This window comes from Campylobacter concisus, from assembly GCF_001298465.1.
GTDB lineage: Bacteria > Campylobacterota > Campylobacteria > Campylobacterales > Campylobacteraceae > Campylobacter_A > Campylobacter_A concisus.
The window spans coordinates 732,653-753,076 of record NZ_CP012541.1; the positions used below are offsets into that span (position 1 = coordinate 732,653).

23 protein-coding genes are annotated in these 20,424 nt (G+C 37.4%); 21 read left to right on the top strand and 2 right to left on the bottom strand.

Going from position 1 to position 20,424, the window contains the following annotated elements; genetic code table 11:
* Window positions 1–13 precede the first annotated feature (13 nt).
* The 13 genes from CCON33237_RS03735 to CCON33237_RS03790 all read left to right on the top strand — a co-directional run bounded on the left by CCON33237_RS03735 (window position 14) and on the right by CCON33237_RS03790 (window position 10,529).
* Complete coding sequence (locus CCON33237_RS03735; protein WP_169748872.1) at window positions 14–1,336, top strand: hypothetical protein; 1,323 nt, start codon at window positions 14–16, stop codon at window positions 1,334–1,336.
* A gap of 9 nt (window positions 1,337–1,345) precedes the next feature.
* Window positions 1,346–1,993 (top strand): ribulose-phosphate 3-epimerase, encoded by a 648-nt coding sequence (gene rpe / locus CCON33237_RS03740; protein ID WP_054196443.1) that lies wholly within the window; start codon window positions 1,346–1,348, stop codon window positions 1,991–1,993.
* On the top strand, window positions 1,990–2,790 hold the full coding sequence (locus tag CCON33237_RS03745; protein ID WP_054196444.1) for a 3'-5' exonuclease: 801 nt from the start codon (window positions 1,990–1,992) through the stop codon (window positions 2,788–2,790). Before rpe ends, CCON33237_RS03745 begins: the two co-directional genes overlap by 4 nt.
* A 106-nt stretch (window positions 2,791–2,896) precedes the next feature.
* Window positions 2,897–3,337, top strand: a complete 441-nt coding sequence (locus CCON33237_RS03750) for a hypothetical protein (protein ID WP_054196445.1) — start codon at window positions 2,897–2,899, stop codon at window positions 3,335–3,337.
* A gap of 180 nt (window positions 3,338–3,517) precedes the next feature.
* Window positions 3,518–4,891: a sodium-dependent transporter gene (locus tag CCON33237_RS03755; RefSeq protein WP_054196446.1), complete on the top strand. Its 1,374-nt coding sequence runs from the start codon at window positions 3,518–3,520 to the stop codon at window positions 4,889–4,891.
* An 11-nt stretch (window positions 4,892–4,902) separates the two neighbouring features.
* Window positions 4,903–6,105 (top strand): M48 family metallopeptidase, encoded by a 1,203-nt coding sequence (locus CCON33237_RS03760; protein WP_054196447.1) that lies wholly within the window; start codon window positions 4,903–4,905, stop codon window positions 6,103–6,105.
* Entirely contained in the window at window positions 6,095–6,907 is an 813-nt protein-coding gene (gene prmC / locus CCON33237_RS03765) for a peptide chain release factor N(5)-glutamine methyltransferase (RefSeq protein ID WP_054196448.1), read from the top strand. The genes CCON33237_RS03760 and prmC overlap by 11 nt, the downstream gene beginning before the upstream one ends.
* A gap of 10 nt (window positions 6,908–6,917) precedes the next feature.
* Complete coding sequence (locus CCON33237_RS03770; protein ID WP_054196449.1) at window positions 6,918–7,397, top strand: DUF4149 domain-containing protein; 480 nt, start codon at window positions 6,918–6,920, stop codon at window positions 7,395–7,397.
* Window positions 7,381–8,163: a threonine/serine exporter family protein gene (locus tag CCON33237_RS03775; protein ID WP_054196450.1), complete on the top strand. Its 783-nt coding sequence runs from the start codon at window positions 7,381–7,383 to the stop codon at window positions 8,161–8,163. The genes CCON33237_RS03770 and CCON33237_RS03775 overlap by 17 nt, the downstream gene beginning before the upstream one ends.
* Window positions 8,156–8,680 carry a threonine/serine exporter family protein gene (locus CCON33237_RS03780; RefSeq protein ID WP_054196451.1) on the top strand — a complete coding sequence of 175 codons (525 nt, stop codon included), beginning with the start codon at window positions 8,156–8,158 and terminating at the stop codon, window positions 8,678–8,680. The genes CCON33237_RS03775 and CCON33237_RS03780 overlap by 8 nt, the downstream gene beginning before the upstream one ends.
* Before the next feature lie 114 nt (window positions 8,681–8,794).
* Entirely contained in the window at window positions 8,795–9,967 is a 1,173-nt protein-coding gene (locus CCON33237_RS03785) for a Cj0814 family flagellar-dependent secreted protein (protein WP_054196452.1), read from the top strand.
* A gap of 10 nt (window positions 9,968–9,977) precedes the next feature.
* On the top strand, window positions 9,978–10,130 hold the full coding sequence (locus CCON33237_RS09535; RefSeq protein WP_155463273.1) for a hypothetical protein: 153 nt from the start codon (window positions 9,978–9,980) through the stop codon (window positions 10,128–10,130).
* 9 nt (window positions 10,131–10,139) lie between these two features.
* Window positions 10,140–10,529, top strand: a complete 390-nt coding sequence (locus tag CCON33237_RS03790; protein ID WP_054196453.1) for a YbgC/FadM family acyl-CoA thioesterase — start codon at window positions 10,140–10,142, stop codon at window positions 10,527–10,529.
* Between the two features lie 43 nt (window positions 10,530–10,572).
* Here CCON33237_RS03790 and CCON33237_RS03795 read toward each other — a convergent pair whose 3' ends face one another.
* On the bottom strand, window positions 10,573–11,823 hold the full coding sequence (locus CCON33237_RS03795; protein ID WP_054196454.1) for a hypothetical protein: 1,251 nt from the start codon (window positions 11,821–11,823) through the stop codon (window positions 10,573–10,575).
* A complete protein-coding gene (locus CCON33237_RS03800; RefSeq protein WP_054196455.1) occupies window positions 11,820–12,473 on the bottom strand; it encodes a uracil-DNA glycosylase family protein in 654 nt (217 codons plus the stop codon). Before CCON33237_RS03800 ends, CCON33237_RS03795 begins: the two co-directional genes overlap by 4 nt.
* 122 nt (window positions 12,474–12,595) lie before the next feature.
* On the opposite strand from CCON33237_RS03800, the gene rpmH reads away from it, so the two are divergent.
* The 8 genes from rpmH to purL all read left to right on the top strand — a co-directional run bounded on the left by rpmH (window position 12,596) and on the right by purL (window position 20,421).
* A complete protein-coding gene (rpmH, locus tag CCON33237_RS03805) occupies window positions 12,596–12,730 on the top strand; it encodes a 50S ribosomal protein L34 (protein WP_002940373.1) in 135 nt (44 codons plus the stop codon).
* On the top strand, window positions 12,718–13,053 hold the full coding sequence (gene rnpA / locus CCON33237_RS09440) for a ribonuclease P protein component (protein WP_081004429.1): 336 nt from the start codon (window positions 12,718–12,720) through the stop codon (window positions 13,051–13,053). The genes rpmH and rnpA overlap by 13 nt, the downstream gene beginning before the upstream one ends.
* Window positions 13,050–13,391: a membrane protein insertion efficiency factor YidD gene (yidD, locus tag CCON33237_RS03815; protein WP_054196457.1), complete on the top strand. Its 342-nt coding sequence runs from the start codon at window positions 13,050–13,052 to the stop codon at window positions 13,389–13,391. Before rnpA ends, yidD begins: the two co-directional genes overlap by 4 nt.
* Window positions 13,392–14,945 (top strand): membrane protein insertase YidC, encoded by a 1,554-nt coding sequence (gene yidC, locus CCON33237_RS03820; RefSeq protein WP_054196458.1) that lies wholly within the window; start codon window positions 13,392–13,394, stop codon window positions 14,943–14,945. It begins immediately after the preceding gene.
* Window positions 14,945–16,006: a Jag N-terminal domain-containing protein gene (locus CCON33237_RS03825; protein WP_054196459.1), complete on the top strand. Its 1,062-nt coding sequence runs from the start codon at window positions 14,945–14,947 to the stop codon at window positions 16,004–16,006. Before yidC ends, CCON33237_RS03825 begins: the two co-directional genes overlap by 1 nt.
* Window positions 16,003–17,328: a tRNA uridine-5-carboxymethylaminomethyl(34) synthesis GTPase MnmE gene (mnmE, locus tag CCON33237_RS03830; protein WP_054196460.1), complete on the top strand. Its 1,326-nt coding sequence runs from the start codon at window positions 16,003–16,005 to the stop codon at window positions 17,326–17,328. The genes CCON33237_RS03825 and mnmE overlap by 4 nt, the downstream gene beginning before the upstream one ends.
* 42 nt (window positions 17,329–17,370) lie before the next feature.
* A complete protein-coding gene (locus tag CCON33237_RS03835; RefSeq protein ID WP_054196461.1) occupies window positions 17,371–17,958 on the top strand; it encodes an NAD(P)H-dependent oxidoreductase in 588 nt (195 codons plus the stop codon).
* Window positions 17,959–18,231: 273 nt separating this feature from the next.
* Window positions 18,232–20,421: a phosphoribosylformylglycinamidine synthase subunit PurL gene (purL, locus tag CCON33237_RS03840; RefSeq protein ID WP_054196462.1), complete on the top strand. Its 2,190-nt coding sequence runs from the start codon at window positions 18,232–18,234 to the stop codon at window positions 20,419–20,421.
* Window positions 20,422–20,424: the final 3 nt, after the last annotated feature.

Consider the following 20,424-nt stretch of genomic DNA (forward strand, 5'->3'; position numbering starts at 1 on the left):
GCCTTTTGGTTTTTTGGAAGCAGAGAATGTTCCATTAAAATTAAGTGAAAAATACATAAACCAAATTTTATCGCGCGATATCAGCGCTATACTGCTCTCACTAAAAAATGTTACATTTTTTAGTCCTGTTTGGCTTGGTAGAATAATTGAAAATTTAAGCGAAGAAGCACAAAAGCATGGGGTAGTATTTGCGATTTGCGATTACAATGAAATTTTTTATGAATTGATGATGAAAACAGTTAAGAATATTTTAAATATTTCAATGTTTGAAAGTGAAAATATCGCAAGCTTGTTTTTAAATAAATTTCTAAACAATGCAAATAACAAAGTTTTCATTTATAACTCAACTGAGCAGTATAAGCACTATTTGGCCAATTATCTCAAAAATCGATCATTTGATGTGGTTGAGGCTAGAGATGCGACCGAGTTTAATAAAAAAAAGAATTTATATAGTTATGCAGTATCACAGCTAAATCATGTAAGATTAAGACAAAATCAGATAGATACTTTTATAAAAGATGGTGTCGTTATTTATGCCATAAAAAGTTTTATGGACTCAGATTTTATTGAAGATTTTGATATGTCAGCTCATGACATTATGCTAAGAATCGGATATAAATTTTTTATTTTATGGGTAAATATTTCCGGTGCTCTAAATATAAGGGGTGCAAAATTTCTAATCAAGCTTGCTAGCATTAGCAAAAGATCAGGTGCATTTATTTCGCTTTGTGGCATAAACGAATCAAATTTATCTATTGAATTAGTAACATACCTTAAAGATGCAAACATATTTATCTATAAAAATTTAAATGACTTTTACAAAGACGACACTATTTTTTATCTTAAAAAAAGAGACTTTGATGTAGAGCCAGTAGATATCAACAAGAGCGTTGCTCAAATTTCATCTTATGTGACGCAAATCGCGAGCAAAATTATCTCACAGTTAGCAGAAGAAGAAATTTTGTGTGTTGATACCAAGGTTAGTGCGCTTGACATAGAGGATGAGTGCGATTACTTGCGTATTTGTGTTCAGTATTATGGTGATATTTACGCAAGAGTGCTATTTGGAGTAAAAAAAGATAAATTAGACAAAATTTGCTCTATTTTTATGCCTGAAGGCAATGATTCAAATGATTATTTAAGTGGATATTCTCAAATTTTTAGTATCATTACAGATAAATTTTTGACTCATCTTTGGCAAAAAGGCATAAAAGTAAAAGTTAGTTTGCCTAAAATTTTATCCGATGATGTTTTTTTCGATCACAATAGTGTAGGCATCATGAATAGACTAGATGTAAAAGATGACGAAATAGGCTTTGTATTTGTAACCAAGTAAGGAGAAGAAATGTATGTTGCACCTAGTATTTTATCGGCTGATTTTGGAAATTTGGCAGCTGAGATAAGAGCCATTTGCGAGGCTGGGTGCGATCTGGTGCATGTTGATGTTATGGATGGGCATTTTGTGCCAAATTTAACCATCGGACCAGTTGTGGTAAATGCCGTTGCAAAGGCAGCTACAAAGCCACTTGATATACATTTAATGGTTGAGAATAACTCGTTTTTTGCCGACCTTTTCTTGCCGCTAAAGCCAAAATTTCTAACCTTTCACATTGAAGAGGAGAAGCATCCATTAAGGCTCATAGATCACATCAGGAAAAACGGCGTTGGCCCTGGCATCGTGCTAAATCCGCATACGCCAGTTAGTGCGATCGAGTATATTATTGATGAAGTTGATATGGTGCTTTTGATGAGCGTAAATCCTGGCTTTGGCGGTCAGAAATTTATGCCAGTCGTGCTTGAAAAAACAAGGGCGCTACGAGAGCTGATAGAACGAAAAAACGCTAAGTGCCTCATCGAAGTAGATGGTGGCATAAACGGACTAAATGCACCTGATCTTGAAGAGGCAGGAGCTGATATTTTGGTGGCTGGCAACTACATCTTCTCATCAAATTCTTACGAACAAGCCATTCGCGCCATAAAGCTTGAGTTTTGAAACCAAAAAAACAGCGTTTAGAAAATAGCATAGAAATTTTAGCTAGGCAAAATTTAAGCTATCACGAGTTTATTTTAAGATTTAGCGATATTGAAGAAATTTCATCACTTATTGACGTGCGCGACCTTGATATGTGGCGAACTCTTGGGCTTGACATCACCAGAAATGAAGAGAATGAGATCGAGCTTGGCACGAGATTTAGAGATATTAGCGAGCAGGAATTTTGTGTGGTTGATATCGAAACGACTGGCGGTACGACGAGCGGACAGATCATTGAAATCGGTGCAATAAAAATGAAAAATAGCATTGAGATAGGGCGTTTTGAAAGCTTTATAGCAGCTAATGTGGTGCCTGAAAATATCACCGAGCTAACCGGTATAAAGGCTAGCGATTTAGTTGGCGCGCCAAATTTACTAAATGTGCTTGAGCGGTTTAAAATTTTTCTAGGAACTAGCGTCTTTATCGCTCATAACGTAAATTTTGACTATGGCTTTATCTCTAACAGCCTAAATGAGATCGGTCTTGGTATGTTGCTAAATAGAAAGCTTTGCACCATCGATCTTAGTCGCCGCACTATCGCTTCTCAAAAATACGGACTTGGCTCGCTAAAAGAGCTTCTTGGCATAAATAATACCCACCACAGAGCCCTAAATGATGCAATAGCTGCGGCTGAAATTTTTAAAGTCTGCCTCACACGCCTGCCTTTTAGTATCCAAACGACAGAGGATCTCATAAGTTTTAGCAAAAGAGCTCCAAGTGTGAAGCTAAAACCTGAACCAGTTTTGTGTGCGAATTAGCGATAAAAAATTATCCATAATCCTAAATTTAATCATTAATTTTTATGTGTTCTTTGTTTTTAAAGGATTATGGACAGTTTACTAAATTTTACAAAAAAGGAGACAAATGAGCCAGAAAAATTTAGTTTCAAATTTCATCTCAGCCGATGATGAGATGCTTGCTTTTTTGTCAAATTTTGGTGAAAATTGGTGTACGAGTAATGATGAAGCGGAGTTTATAGAGCAAAATTTTACCTTTATTGGCTCAAAGCCAGTTTTGCAAAATTTAAAAGATTACAAAACGGCTGAATATAAAAAATTTGCCGACATTAAAAAATTTCTCAGCTCAAATCCAAGTATCAAAAGTAAAATTTTAAGTGGTGATATAAGCTACATCGGCGACAACTTAACAAATATAGAGGTTAAATTTGCGCCTAAGTATTTTTACGATTTTTTAAAATTTATAGTTGAAAATATCCCAGAGCATCACTATTTTTGTGGTCCCAAGGAGGGCTGGATATTGTTTATTGCGATGGAGGGATATGTAGAATTTGGTGTTTTGCACTAATAAATTTATTTTTAAGCAGTTGTCTAAAATTGTCCAGAAAAGGCAAAACGTGAAAGAAAATTTATTCGTAAAAATTCTTAAAATTAATAAAAAACTGAGCTTGCATCCTAACACCGCTTGCTGCTAGCAAAATTTAATCAATTTTTTTATATAATCCCTATTTTTCATAAAGGCAAAAAGATGGATAGAAAATCTTGGAGTTCAAGGCTCACATACATTTTAGCTGTTGCAGGAGCTACGGTCGGCTTTGGTGCGACATGGCGTTTTCCGTATTTGGTCGGGCAAAACGGCGGCGGCGCCTATGTACTCGTGTTTTGCATCGCGATGATCGTGATCGGTATACCGATGATTTTGGCTGAAAATGCGATCGGCAGACGCCTAAAATGCAATGCTGTGGATGCTTTTGGTGGATCGATAAATGGCAAAAAGATCAGCAAAAAGTGGCAGATCGTTGGCTGGATGGGGCTTGTTGGTGCATTTGGCATTATGGCTTACTACATGGTTATTGGTGGCTGGGTGCTAAACTACATCGCCCAAATTTCATTTGGCTTGCTTGATCTCTCACATGTGGTTAGTTTTGAGGAGACAAGTGCATTTTATGAGCAAAATATCGTAAGCAATCCACTTGCTATAAGCTTTGCAACACTTGTTTTCGTGCTCGTAAACTATGCGATCTTGGTACAGGGCGCAGTTGGCGGTATCGAGCGATCAGCGAAATTTTTAATGCCACTACTTTTTATTTTAATGCTTATTATGATTGCTAAAAATATCACGCTAGATGGTGCAATAGAGGGTGTGAAATTTTACTTAACACCCAACTTTTCAAAGATAAACTTAAAGCTTTTCGTTGATGTTTTGGGGCAGGTATTTTTTGCTCTTTCGCTTGGTTTTGGTGTGATGATCACTCTTTCTAGCTTTGTGAAAAAGGATGAGGGTTTGGTTAAAATTTCTATTATTACAGGCATTTTAAATACGGTAATCGCTGTGCTTGCAGGCTTTATGATATTTCCTTCTCTTTTTAGCTACGGCGTATCGCCAGATAGTGGCCCAAGTTTGGTATTTAAATCACTACCAATTGTTTTTTCTCACATGCCATTTGGTGGTTTTTTCGCGGTTGCTTTTTTTGCACTATTAATGATCGCTGCACTTACAACATCGCTACCAATATATGAAGTAATAATCACGACACTTCAAGAAAAATTTAAGATAAAACGCAAAAAGGCAATATTTTTAGTTCTTGGAGGCATATTTATTTTAGGAAATTTACCTTCGCTGATGGCTACAAATATACTAAGTCACGTAAGCATTTTTGGTAAGAATATTTTTGATGCATATGATGCAATAAGCGCAACGATATTTTTTGTATTTACTTCATTTGGGTGTGCAATATTCGTAGGTTGGGTGCTAAAAGATGATGCAAAAAAAGAAATTTTGCAAGGTAGTGAAAAACATGCAAAATTAATAAATGTCTGGTTTTGGTATATAAAATTTGTCGTGCCGTTTATCATTTTGGTGCTTTTTATCAGCTCGTTTTACGATAATTTTTTGAAATAGGGCGTAAAAATATGTTTTATTTTTTACTCGGTATTTACTTTTTTTACGTTGCTGCAAAGGTGTGGCTAGCGATTTTGCAGATAGGCTTTATCCGTGCGGAGGCTAAAAAGCCGGCCGTCGTGCTAGAACAGAATGAATACGAAACCGCCGCTGCCGCAGCGATAACTAATCAAAAATTTGAGATAGTTAGCCTTCTCTATCACGCCGCGATATTTATGATGTGGGCATGCTGGGGGCTTGGCGCAATATCGGGGCATGCTTATAAAACGGGAGATATAGGCGATAACGTCTTTATGGTTATGGTATTTTTGCTCGTTTCGTCGCTGCTAGAACTACCGCTAAATATCTACGAAAGCTTCGTCAAAGACAAAAAGCTCGGCTTTTCAAACGTAACGCCTAAAATTTTTGCGCTCGATCTACTTAAAACGCTCGCGCTAACGCTGGTGTTTGGCACGCTGTTTGTATGGCTGGTGCTGCTTTGCATTAGATTTTTGGGCGATTTTTGGTGGTTTTGGGCGTTTTTGCTTAGCTTCGCGGTCGCGCTTGTTATAAATCTCATTTACCCGACGCTCATCGCGCCAATTTTTAACAAAATGCAGCCACTAGAAGATGGCGAGCTAAAAGGCCGTATAGAAGGGCTTTTGGCGCAGTGTGGGTTTAAAAGTAGCGGCGTTTTTACAATAGACGCTAGCAAGCGCGACAACCGCCTAAACGCCTATTTCGGCGGCCTTGGCACGACTAAACGCGTGGTACTTTTCGACACGCTCGTTAAAAAACTAAGCTTAGATGAGATAATCGCCGTTTTGGGGCATGAGCTGGGGCATTTTAAGCACAAAGATATCCTAAAAATGATCGCTCTAAGCGCGGTTATGCTTTTTGCGATGTTTTTGATATTCGGCAACATCCCTGACGCGGCGTATAAAGCGCTTGGGCTTCATAGCGGAGGCGGCGGAACGATCGTGTTTTTGCTACTTTTTTCGCCGATTTTCGGATTTTTATTTTCGCCCGTTAGCTCGTATTTTAGCCGCGCGAACGAATTTGGCGCCGATAAATTCGCAGGCAAGCTTTCAAACAAAACCGACATGATAAGCGCGCTAAAAAAACTAGGCAGCGAAAACAAGGCCTTCCCGAAGGCTCATCAGCTCTATGCGTTCGTCTATCATTCGCATCCAAGTCTTTTTGAGCGTATAAACGAGCTGAAAAATGAAAATTGAAGAGGCTATTAAAGAGGCTAGTTTAAGACTAAGCTCACTTTGTCAAAATCCAAGCAGAGTGGCTAAAATTTTGCTTATGAACTATCTTGACGTAAGCATTGAATGGATATTTTTAAATCAAAAAAATGAATTTGATGATAGCGGCTATTTTGCTCTAGTTAAAAGGTATGAAAACTACGAGCCTCTTGAATATATAACTGGTAAAGCTAGCTTTTATGGGCTTGATTTTTACGTGGAAAGCGGAGTGCTGATCCCAAGACCTGAAACAGAAATTTTAGTGGATAAAGTAATAGAAATTTCACGCGAATATAATGAACCAAAGATCGCAGAAATAGGCACAGGAAGTGGAATTATTAGTATCATGCTAGCTCTAAAAACAAAGGCAAATATCGTAGCAACAGACATCAATGAAAAAGCTTTGATGCTTGCTAAAAAAAATGCAGATAAATTTGATGTAGGTGGGAGGATCAAATTTTTAAACTGCTCTTATGTGGATAAAATTTTAGAAGATATTGATATTTTGGTTTCAAATCCGCCATATATTGCAAGAGGCTATAAACTTAGTAAATTTGTACTAAATGAGCCAGAAAGTGCGCTCTTTGGAGGCGAAGTAGGAGATGAAATCTTAAAAGACATTATTCTCATAGCCAAAGATCGTAATATCAAAAATGTTGCTTGTGAGATGGGGTACGATCAAAAAGCAAGTATGCAAAAATTCTTAGAGGCCAATGGTTTTGAGTATAGCTTTTACAAAGACTTGGCTGGCTTTGATAGAGGCTTTTGCGCGAAGTTAAAAATATAAAGGAGAGAGTTTGAGAGGAATTTATTTTTTGCTTTTGGCAGTACTTATAGGAGCTGAGCTAACGCTTGGTATCTTGGTGGCGCCAGTCATATTTTTCCCGCAAAGCATCATAGGAGATGGTGTACTTACGCATTTTATGAGTGGTCAAATGATGACAAAGATATTTTTGAAATTTAATTATATTTTGCTTTTTATAAGCATAGTTGTAATGATTAGCGAGCTATTTGATCTTAGAAAAAAACTTATTTTTTCACTAAAATTTAGCATGTTAATGCTTGCTTTTTTAAATTTGACTTTAGCTTTGAGCTTTGTATTTTTCTTTACGCCTTTTATAGTTTACGCTCAAAATTTGGGGGTCGATGCGACACAGACGGCAGAATTTGCCAAAATGCATAGTGCGAGTGAATATGTGATGAAAATCATGCTTATTTTACAAATTATTTTATTTTTTGTGAAATTTAAGATTAGTCAAAATGAATGCAAAGCCTGATATTCAAGTCTTAACAAATTTTCTAGCCGAATACACGACAGCTATGGTTAGTGCCGGTACCTATACAGCGCGTGTAGAAAAGTGCGTAGATCGCATAGCTAAACACTACGGCTACGACGTTAGCGTGACGATTTTCGTGAAGTATTTTACCATTAGCGTCATGGATTCGGCCGACAACTCCCTGCGCCGAACCTACGTAAAAAAGATCCCGTTTGGTCATGTGAGCTTTAACCGCATTTCCGAGCTTTCGTCGCTTAGTTGGCGGATTTTGGATGAAGATTTAAGCCTAGACGAGGCCAAAGAGCAGTTTGAGGGCGTCATGCGCATCGGGGCGAATAAATTTGCAAGCTCGCTTATTTTGATTAGCCTTGCAAATGCGGCGTTTTGCAAGCTTTTCGGCGGCGATGCTGGCTCGGTGGCTTGCGTATTTTTCGCGACGCTCGTGGGGTATAGCCTTAGATTTGCGCTTGCTAAAATGGGCGTAAATTTAAAAATCCAGTATGTTTTAGTGTCGTTCGTCGTCTCTTTTATCGCTTATCTTGGCGTATTTTACGGCTTTACGCACACTAGCGACGTGGCGATCGGCTCGTCGATACTCTTTTTGATGCCGGGCGTTTTTCTCATAAACTCGGTCTTTGATATCCTAAACGACAACACGCTAGTAGGCATCAGCAGGGCCGTGAGCACGGGCATCCTGATACTTTGCATAGCAGTGGGCGTCTATATCACGCTCTCGCTTAGCAGCGCGGAGATTTTACATGTTTGAGCTTTTGACTGCGACTCTCATAGACGGTGCCTTTGCCGCGGTGGCGGGTCTTGGCTTTGCCTACGCTAGCTCGCCGCCTAAAAGAACTCTTGTATTTTGCGCGCTGCTTGCGGCATTTGCGCACGCCAGCCGTTTTTGGATCATGCAGATGGGATTTTTTAACATCAGCGTCGCCACTCTCATCGTCTCTTTTTTAAGCGGGATTTTAGGTATGCTCTTTGCCAAACGGCTCAAAGCGCCCGCCGAGATCATCGCATTTCCCGCACTTTTGCCGATGGTACCTGGAGTTTACGCGTATAAGGGTATTTTGGCGCTATTTTCGTTTCTAAACGAGCCTGATATCGCTAAGAAAAACGAATACCTAATCATATTTTTCGATAACGCGATCACAACTACGACGGTCTCGCTAGCTCTAGGCGTGGGCGTTTCGGTGGTGCTTATTTTATTTTACGATCAGTCCTTGATGATTACCCGCGGCGCCAAATGCGATCTGGCGACGAGAAAGACGCGCAGATAATTTTAACTTTGGCATAGAAATTTGCATGGCTTTTTGATAGTTTTTATTATTTTTACTAGATATTTTTTAAATTTTGCCGATATAGCTTAAAAATAAATTTCAAAAGGATTTATGATGTTAAGCGGTATCGGCGGATTTTCTAGCGTCGCTAAAAATTTTCAGCTAAATGAAAAACATAGCATAAAGAGTCAAATCATATATAAAAATGAAATCTCGCAGCCGGATACGGTCGAGCACAAATTTAACGAAGTTTTAGGCTATAAAGTAGGTGCGGACGGATATTTTACGTCCGAATTTAACGAAGCTGCAGGTATCCCAAAGGACTACAAAATCCACTCTGATACCTTAAAATCTCTCTTGAACGTAAATACTAACTCGGGCATTTTAAAAGCCGATTTTAAAAAGATAGATATAGCCAAAACAGTCGGCAATGCATATAAAATTTTATCCCAAGTAGTCGGCGAGGACGTTTTAAATTCCAAAGAAAGTTTTAGCAAAGAAGACCTCGCCAAATTTCCTCAAGGATACGAATACGACAATAAAACGCTCAAGGTATTAAAGCTTCATAGCAAAATATCAGACTATATGGGAGCCGATAGTAGCTTTCAAAGAAATGAACGAACTAGCATAACGACTACTTTTTATAATAGCTCCACTATCGGTTACTACTCAGAGCATAAGAGATTAAAACCATCTACCGATATATTAAACAGCAACAGTGGCGGCAAAGAAGATATAAACAGCGGGATGTATTTTGATACTACAAAAGACAAATATACCGATAAAGACGGCAATATAACCAAAGGCGGGCTTTTGGTCGGCATTTTAAACAAAAATAGTCACGCCATAGAAGGTGAAACCACCTATCACGGCAAGATTAACGGGTTAGATAAAAACATATCCTCGCAAGAGTACCAAGCAAAAATTAGAGCCTTTACCGACTTGCATGGACATAAATACGATAAATACTCGCAATCTTTGGTAGATTCATTGCCTCAAGATTTAAAAGATTTCGTAGATTTTGCAAGGAGTTTAAAATTTGTCGGCGAGATAAACGTCAGTGACAACGGCAAAGAATCAAAAAGCCTCTTTGAAATAATGCAAGAGGATATGAAAGAGGCGCAAAAACGCCTAGAAAAGCTAATAGAGCAAGAAAAGCGAACACAAAAGATGCTGGATAAAAATAGAAAATACGACAAAGAGTTAAAGCAAAATACTAGAAAAAATTTAGAAGAACTTCGGGCGATGATGAAATTTAACGATAAGAGCGTGGATATAAAGGCTTAAAAGGATTAATATGATAAGCGGCGTAAACGGATTTAACGCAAACGTAAATTTTGATTTTAGCGGCGCTCGCAGGCAAAATTTAAAGACGCATGAGGAAAAAGAGGTGGATATAATGGGGCTTTTAAGAAAATTCAGTAAAATGTGCCTTAATCTAAAAGCCTAAGGAAATATCTTGAAAATACGAATCTACTACGAAGATACCGATGCTGGTGGCATAGTCTACCATACAAACTACATTAAATTTTGCGAGCGAGCTAGAAGTGAAGCATTTTTTCAGGCTGGGCTAAATTTTACAAAAGAGGGCGGATACTTTGTAGTTTCATCGATTGAGGCCAAATTTATAGCTTCTGCCGTGCTTGGTGATGAAGTATTTGTTAGAACCAAAATTTTAGAGCTTAAAAAAGCTAGTCTTGTTTTGGAGCAAGAAATTTATAAATTTGATGACAAAAATGCCGAAAAGCTACTTTTTAGAGCGACGATTACGTTAGCCTTTATGAAAGAAGAGAAGCTTGCTAAGATAAATGACGAGATAAAGAAATTTTTGGAGAATTCTAAATTTTAGATCGTGGCTAAGTTTAGAAATTAGCATTAGCCACTTTGTGCTTTTACATTGAGCTATTTTGATCGAGCAAAATTTCTTGATTTGCTTCGTCAAAGTGGTCGCCCTTTGCGTTATAAATTTTAACCCCATATAAGACTTGAGAGTTTTCAACTCTTTCGGTAAAAATTCTATCAGCGCTTTTATCTATAAAATTTGTGTATATGTACTCGGCACCAAAAGCACTTGAATAGCCGATTTGTGAATATCTAAAATCTACATCAAAAAGATCACCAAGCCCCAAAAATAAGTCGTTAATAGGATTTAGTGAGTTTGCGATGAAAAGATTTTGTCTATCTCTTTGCGCGATGGCATTAAAGATATTTGGTAAAAAATTTATCTGTGTACTTAAAAGTGCGTATGGTTTTATCTCAAAGCCTCTCATCTGCGTTGCTACAAGAGAAGCTTTGACGATTGGGATGTTTAAAAATACACTTGCGTCATCAAATTTGGATTTTTTACTTAAAGTGTCGTTTAAATTTATATCTTTGCCTACGATAGAGGCTTCATGATAATCGCTACTTTGCATGCGGACATATTCATTTAGCTTTTGCCCTAATGAACTACCATCATCAAATGCAACTATTTTTTCGTTCGAGTAAGCTAGCAAAGCTGAAATTTGCTCTTTATAATCAATGCCACCAAAGATCAAATTTGGCTTTGGAGTTATGACAAAAGAGCTATGAACGCTTGGAATGTAGATAAGCTCATTTGATAGGACTAGCGAATTCATAATGTTTGCACCATTTGATGTAAGGGCTGCGATAAAATAATTAAAGCCTTGGGCTCTAGCCGTTTGCATAGCATTTGTAAGACTTTGTGGGCTTTCATCGTTGCTATTTATAAATTTGATCTCGATATCCGCGTCTTGCTTTAAGACATAGCTTAAGACCGCATTTGATACAACATTTGCATAAGATTTTATAATCTTTTGTGGGATTATTACAGCGATTTTGCCGCTTTTATTAACTTTTAAAATAGCTTCACCACCAAGAGAGATATAAAGCTCTAAAAGAGCGTTATCGTCTATTTTTGCTGGCTCAAATCTTGCCATAAAACTAGCCAGTAAATCAGACTTAATAAGCTCATTTAGGCAGGCATTATCACAAAATTCTGGTTCTAAATTTATATAAGTAATCTTTGCTGGAGGTATGCTTGATAGACTTTGATTTTTTGTAATATTACTCTCAAAGTTTATCTCATCTTGCGATGCAAAAATAGTCGAAAAAATGGCTAAAAAAAGTAAAATTTTTCTCATATCACTCCTTTGATCTTTCTTAAATCATCTATAAAAATATTTTCAAAACTAGGATTTTTGCTGATCCACTCTGGTGAAAACGTTGGTAAAATAAGGCTATTTTCATTTTTTAAAATACTACCTCTTATGCTTGCAAATCCGCCTTTTAGCAATAAATTTGGATATAAATGCATAAAGGCTTTCTCTCCTAAAGTCACGATTATCTTTGGCTCTATCAGCCTAATCTCTTCAAACAAATAAGGACGACAAAGTTCAATAGAACTGCTTAAAATCGGACTTTTATCATCATTTTGTGAAATTTCACACCGAAGTAGAGAACTTATATAAATTTCTTTTATATCTAAATTTAAACTATTTTTTATGGCATTTTCTAAAAATTTTTTACTGTTATTTTCATAAGAGTCACTTTTATTAGAAAATAATATAAACATGATTTTGCTATTTTCATTGCCGATACCGGCTGTTACGCCTTTTGAGCTGTTTCGCAAAGAACAAAGAGAACATTTTTTTACTTCGCGGTTTAGCTCATCAATATTGTTGTAATCATGATAATTGCTTAGACTAAGAAAATTTTTATCAATAAACTTATAGCCAATTAGTTTTAAGAAAAATAATTTTTTTAAAAGCCTATTGTCTTTATTAAAATTCATTTTTGGATTATAACTTGATTTGCTTAAAGTTTGAGTTGTGGCTTTTTAAGCTAAGTTATTCAAAGGAATTTAAGTATTGCTTTGATAAAATCCCACTTTTTATATTAACTTTAAGGATAGAAATGAAAAGGACTTATCAACCTCATAAAACCCCTAAAAAACGCACTCACGGCTTTCGCTTAAGAATGAAAACTAAAAATGGCCGAAAGGTAATAAATGCTAGACGTGCCAAAGGTAGAAAAAGATTGGCTGCTTAGCTGGTTTTGGGTCGTTAAGCGGCTCAAAAGAATTCTCTCAAGTTTATAAAGAGGCTAGCAAGTGGCATTGTGATGCTTGCATTGTTTTTTATAAACCAACAAATGAAAAAAAAATAGCAGTAGTTGCTAGTAAAAAAGTAGGAAAAGCGGTAGTTAGAAATAGAGCTAAAAGACTTTTGAGAGCCGCTTTTTTTAACATTTCTAGTGAATTAAAAGATGGCACATATATTATGATCGCAAAAAATGGAATTACAGAAATTTCATTTGAAAAAATTTGTAAAAATTTAAGTTGGTCTACAAAAAAAATGGGATGTTTAAAATGAAAAAAATTGCGATTAAAGCTATCGCTTTTTATCAAAAATATATTTCCATACTTCTACCAAAAAGCTGTCGCTATTATCCGACTTGCTCACAATACGCGATTTGGGAATTTCAAACAAATAGTTTTTTTTCTGCTTTTTTTGCAACCTTCATGCGAATTTTAAAATGTAATCAGCTTTTTAAAGGCGGTATCAGCTACCCAATCATCTACAAAAAATTTAACTTATGTTTTATATCTCAAAAAAGTGATACCAGAAATGTAAATTTTTGGTTTGTCCCTTGTCAGAATAGTAAATTTTATGTCGTAAAAGTATTAGATAAATTAAAGGAAAAAAAATAAATGGAACAGATATCTATGCAAAAAAGACTGCTTCTTGCAGCACTTTTATCTATTGTATTTTTCATAGTATATGACTTTTTTATGCCAAAAAGAGTGCTGCTTGAGCAAAATCAAACTACAATGTCCCAAACAATAGATCAAAACAAAGCTCCAAATACAAACCAAAATACTCCAAAGTCAAATGAAAATTTAGCTTCAAATGAAACAATCGCTACCATTAAAGGTCTCAGCTATGAAGCTAAGATAGATAAACTGGGAAGAATTTCAAAATTTTATTTAACCGAAGAGAAATATAAAACTGAAGATGGCGATAAAATCGAGCTTGTTTCGCAAAATCCATTGCCACTTGAGCTTAGATTTAACGATAACACGCTAAATGCCGATGCTTTTAAGGTTGCATATAGTAGTGACGCTAGTGAGATAGATGCCAGCAGCGAGCCTAAAACTATAAAACTTACTCAAATTTTAGATGGCGTTACGATTACAAAAAATATCAAATTTTACCCAAATGGTAGATATGAAGTTGAAGTAAATTTAAGTAAAAGTGTTGATTATTTCATCACTCCTGGCTTTAGGCCAAACATCGCAGTAGATAGCTATACGGTTCACGGCGTGATGCTTAGAAACACGGATGATAGCCTAAATATTATTGAAGATGGCGACGCTAAAGAGGTTAAAAACTATGCAAATACCACAATAGCAGCCGCATCTGATAGATATTATACAACGCTATTTTACTCATTTGAAAAGCCATTTGAAGTAGCCGTAGATAAAGATGCTAGTAATAATCCTATTCTTTTTGTAAAAGCAAGTGAAAATTTAAAATTAGGCGGTTATATCGGACCAAAAGAGCATAAAATTTTAAGCTCAATGGATGAGAGATTAAATGATGTTATCGAGTATGGTTGGTTTACATTTATAGCAAAACCGATGTTTGCATTTTTAAATTTCTTGCATAACTACATTGGAAACTGGGGTTGGGCGATAGTTGTGCTAACACTTGTTATAAGGATAGTTTTATTCCCGCTTACATACAAGGGTATGCTATCTATGAATAAGCTTAAAGAGCTTGCTCCAAAGGTAAAAGAGCTTCAGACAAAATATAAAGATGATAAGCAAAAAATGCAAGTTCATATGATGGAGCTTTATAAAAAGCATGGTGCAAATCCGATGGGTGGCTGCTTGCCGATCTTGCTTCAAATTCCAGTATTTTTTGCAATCTACCGCGTTTTACTAAATGCAATCGAGCTAAAAGGTGCTCCTTGGATAGTTTGGATACACGATCTTTCGGTAATGGATCCATATTTTGTATTACCTATTTTGATGGGTCTTACGATGTTTTTGCAGCAAAAGCTTACACCAACGACATTTGCTGATCCTATGCAAGAAAAGGTGATGAAATTTTTACCTCTTATATTTACATTTTTCTTCGTGACATTCCCAGCTGGTCTTACACTTTACTGGTTTGTAAATAACGTTTGCTCGGTTGTTCAGCAAGTATTTGTAAACAAACTTTTTGAAAAACATAAAAAATCTGCGGAGGTAAAAGCTTAATGAAAATAGAAGCAAATACCCTTCAAGAGGCATTTCAAAAGGCAGCTGAGCAACTTAACTGCTCAGTAACTCAGCTTGATATAAAAGTTTTACAGCATCCAAGCAGTGGCTTTTTTGGATTTTTTAAAAGAAGTGCGATCATAGAAGCAAATTTAGAAAATCAGCCAAAACTACAACATAAACCAAAAAATGATAAAAATTTTGTTAAAAAAAATGATGAGAACGAGGCTATAAAAGAAGATAAAAAGCAAGCTAAAAAACACGATCATTGTGATAAAAAGCGAGGTTCTAAAAAACATAGAGATGAAAAAAGCGAAACTAAATTTGAGCAAAAAGAGCATAAAAATGAAAAGTCAAATTTAAGTGAAAAAAATGAAGCTCTAGCTAAAGATGCATTTGCTCAAAAGAGTGAAGAGGAGGCTGAACCAGGATATGTAATAAAGAGACTTGATGAGCCAAAAGAAATAAAGGAGTCACAAGCTGGTAAAAATGCTCCTAAAAATATTTTAGATAATTCTATTATTGAAAATTTTAACCAAACTGATGAAGAGAGTGCGGCTCAAGCTTTACAAAAAGAAAAAAAAGAAAAAGCAACAATCGACTTTGATAAAATTTTACCTGAGATCAAAGATGGCATGAACCGTCTTTTTAAGGCAAGTTGTTTTGATATTAGTAAAATTGAAGTTAGCAAATTTGACGATGAAACGGTGCTTATAGAGCTTGATGGAGCTGATGCAGCACTACTCATAGGCAAAGAGGGCTATAGATATAAGGCGATCTCTTACATGCTTTACAACTGGCTAAATTCAAAATATGATCTTGCTATCCGTCTTGAGATCGCACAGTTTTTGCAAAATCAAGAAGCGATAATGGAGCAATATTTAAACGGCGTGATCGAGAGAGTACAAAACACTGGTAGGGCTCAAACTAAGCCACTAGATGGAGTTTTGGTTAAGATCGCACTTGAGAAGCTCCGCCAAAAATTTCCAGATAAATATGTTGGCATAAAAAGCGGCAATGACGGCAAATTTGTCGTCGTAAATGACTTTTTCAAAAAATGAGTGAAACTATCGCAGCCCTTGCCACAGCTTATGGCATCGGCTCAGTTTCTATCGTAAGGCTTAGCGGTAAGGACGCTCTGGCCACCTCTTTAAAACTCCTTAAACTTTCAAATTTAGAGCCAAGATACGCAAAACTAGCCAAAATCTACTCCCTTGATGATGAAATTTTAGACGAGGGCATCGTTATATATTTTAAAGCCCCAGCAAGCTTTACAGGCGAGGATATCGTCGAATTTCAAACTCATGGCGGTATCGTAGTTAGTGAAAGAATTTTAAACGAACTAATTAAAGCTGGTGCAAGGCTTGCTATGCCTGGCGAGTTTAGCAAGCGAGCGTTTTTAAATGGCAAGATGGATCTAGCAAAGGCAGAGGCGATGCAAGGGCTTATCACTTCAAAAAGTGAGATCGCTGCTAAAATTTTAACCCGCCAAATGCAAGGCGATCTTAGTAAATTTGTAGGAGAGATAAGGGGTGAAGTGGTCAAAACTCTTGCCTTTGTTGAGACGATGATTGATTATGCTGATGACGATCTGCCCACAAATTTGCTAGATCAAACTAAAGAGATGCTTTTAAGAAATAGCGAGAAGTTAGAGCATATAGCCACTCTTAGTGAGCAAAGAAGAGGACTCATAGATGGCTTTAAGATCGCGATCGTTGGCAAGCCAAATGTTGGTAAAAGTTCTATTTTGAACTCGTTTTTGGCCTACGAGAGAGCTATTGTAAGTGATGAAGCAGGCACAACCAGAGATAGAATAGAAGAAAATTTTAAGATAGGTTCGCATTTAGTTCGCATAATAGACACTGCTGGCATCAGAAAAGATGCTGGAAAGATCGAGCAAATCGGTATAAACTACTCGATTTCTGCCATTAATGAGGCCGACATCATCCTAGCTGTTTTTGATGGCTCTTGTCTAAGCGATGAGCAAGATAAAGATATAATTAGGCTCGTTTCTAACTCAAGTAAAAAAGCCTTTTTTATCCTAAACAAAAGCGATCTAGCGTTTAAATTTGATATAGAGCTAGATGACGCTATCAAAATTTCAGCAAAAACCGATACAAGCGTAGTTTTAAAAGAGCTTGAGAGCTACCTCAAGACGCAAGACACTGATGAGATCATGCTAAGCTCAAACCGTCAAATTTTAAGCTGTAAAGAGGCGAGTGAGGCTTTAAAAAGAGCATTTTTAAGGCTAAGTGAAGAAGAGCTAGAAATTTTTGCTTATGAGCTAAATAGTGCGATAAAGGCGCTTGCAAGCATCACAAAGCCATTTGAGAGAAGTGAAATTTTAGACGAGATGTTTAGCCATTTTTGTTTAGGAAAATGATAGTTTTTTTGGTTAAAATTTTCGTTTTTTAAAGGAGATACGATGAAAATTTTACTTATAAATGGTGGTAAAAAATTTGCCCACTCAGATGGCAGACTAAATCAAACACTTCACGACCTTGCATGCGAGAAGCTCGCAAAAATGGGTCACGAGATAAAACAAACTACAATAGATCATGGCTATGATATCGAGGCTGAAGTTGAGAAATTTCTCTGGATGGAAGCGGTAGTTTGGCAGATGCCAGCTTGGTGGATGGGCGAGCCTTGGATAGTGAAAAAATATATCGATGAGGTCTTTACTGCAGGCCACGGCAAGCTTTATACGAGCGATGGCAGGCATAGGGTGGATCCAACTAAAAACTATGGCAAGGGTGGCTTGCTAAATGAAAAGAAATTTATGCTAAGCCTTACTTGGAATGCCCCAGCTGAGGCATTTAGCGATCCAAGCGAGTTTTTTGATGCGCGCGGGATCGATGGGGTTTATTTTCATTTTAGAAAGGCAAATGAGTTTTTGGGCATGAAGCCACTTCCATATTTTATGTGCAATGATGTGATCAAGATGCCAGATGTACCAAGATACATAAAAGAGTATGAAGCGCATCTTGAAAAAGTTTTTAAAAATACGAAATAGAAATTTAAAATAGAAACAAAACTGCAAATATGAATAAAAGTGGCAACAAAATAGCTACGAGCTAGGTTTGAAAATTTTGCCACTTTTTATTACCATGCTAGCAAAAATAAAACACTGGCATAAATTTTTAAAATACTGCTACAAAAAAGACCTTATTAAAGTAGGCAAAATTCTCTCAATAATGCTTTATTCTGCTAAATTTCAAAAGGCTTTTTAGTAACTTTTTATAAGCAAGATTGTAAAATGGCTTAAAATTCTTAAAAGGTTACATCAATGGATAAAGCTACCATACAAGCACATAAAATTAGCGACGAAGAGTATGAAGAGATCTTAAAAATCCTAGGCCGCGAGCCAAATTTACTAGAGCTTGGCATATTTTCAGCGATGTGGAGCGAGCACTGCAGCTATAAATCAAGCAAAAAATACCTAAATGGCTTTCCGACAAAAGCGCCTTGGGTCATCCAAGGACCTGGTGAAAATGCCGGCGTCATCGACGTTGGCGATGGGATCGCAGCTGTGTTTAAGATGGAGAGTCACAACCATCCAAGCTTTATCGAGCCGTTTCAGGGCGCTGCAACTGGCGTTGGTGGAATTTTAAGAGATGTCTTTACGATGGGCGCAAGAGTTGTTGCGAACATGAACTCGCTTCGTTTTGGTGAGATAAGAGGCGAGAGCGAGCTAGCTAAAAAGCATAGATATTTGATAAAAGGAAGTGTGGCAGGCATCGGTCACTACGGTAACTGCATGGGTATCCCGACGATCGGTGGCGAAACTACCTTTGATCCTAGTTTTAATGGCAATATCCTAATCAACGCCTTTGCACTTGGCCTTTGCAAAAGTGATGAAATTTTCTATGGCAAGGCTGAAGGTGTAGGCAACCCAGTCATTTACGTGGGCTCAAAGACCGGTAGAGACGGCCTTGGCGGCGCTGTGATGGCGAGCGATAGCTTTAACGACGAAAATAAATCGCTTCGCCCAACGGTGCAAGTAGGCGACCCATTTGCCGAGAAGCTGCTTATGGAAGCTTGCTTGGAGCTCTTTAAAAAAGACTACATTATCGGCATTCAAGATATGGGTGCGGCAGGACTAACAAGCTCTAGCTTTGAGATGGCTGGTAGAAGTGGCAGCGGTATGAAGATGTATCTAGACCGCGTGCCGATGCGTGAAGTTGGCATGACGCCTTATGAGCTAATGCTAAGTGAGTCTCAAGAGCGTATGCTAATATGTGCCAAAAAGGGCTATGAGCAAAAAGTGCTTGAAATTTTTAGAAAATGGGACCTTGACGCTGAGATCATCGGCGAGGTCACAAGTAGTGGCGTGATGCAGCTTTACTGGCATGGTGAGCTTGCAGGCGAAATCCCTATCGGCCCACTTAGCGAGGCAGCTCCAGTGCTTGATCGCCCAGTTGCACGTCCAAAATACCTTGATGAGATAGCAAATTTAGAAATTCCAAATAATGTTGATAACAAAACCGCATTTTTCAAGCTTTTAAAAGAGCCAGAGGTGCTAAATAAAAGCTTTATCTACGATCAATACGACGCAAATATTCAGACAAATACTATAAAACAGCCCGGACACTTAGGCGCTGCAAGTATCAGAGTAAAAGGCACTAAAAAGGCCGTCTCTATGGCTGCGCAGTGTAATCCTAGGGCAAATTTTGTTGATCCAAAAATTGGCGCTGCAAGAGCTGTCGCGGCAGCTGGCAGGAAAGTAGCGATGAGCGGCGCTGTGCCACTTGCGATCACTGACTGCTTAAACTACGGCAACCCACAAAATCCAGAGGTAATGTGGCAGTTCAAAGAGGGATGTGAAGGCATAAAAGAGGCTTGCCGTGAGCTAAACACACCAGTCGTGAGCGGCAACGTGAGCCTTTATAACGACACTGACGGCGTGAGCGTCTATCCGACACCAGCCATCGTCACAGTTGGCGTAAATGAAGATGCGAACTTAAATCTAAAAAGCACATTTTTAAGCGAGGGCAGGGCGATTTACCTACTTGGTGAGACAAATGGGGAATTCGCTGCCTCGCTTTACGCAAAGGCGCTATTTGATGCAGTCGGCGGCAAGTTAAAAGAGGTTGATTATAAAGCTGAGCGAGCTCTTTGGGACCTAGTGATCGAGGCAAATAAAGAGCAAATTTTAGAGTTTGCAAATAGCATAGGCGTAGGCGGTCTTGCTATTACGCTAGCAAAAATGGCTAGTATTTCAAATATCGGCGTAAACTGCGAGGCGAAATTTAAAGAGTCAAATTTTATCTTTGACGAGAGCTTTTCAAGGGCGGTCGTTGGCGTAAAAGATGAGACTAAATTTGAAGCGCTTGCTGCTAAATTTGGTGTGAAATTTGAGAAGATTGGCGTTAGTGGTGGTAAGAGATTTAAACTAAATGATATTGATGAGAACATAGACGAGATAAGAGAAATTTATCTAAATGAGTTTGCAAAAATCGTTAGAAAAGAGGATTAAAAA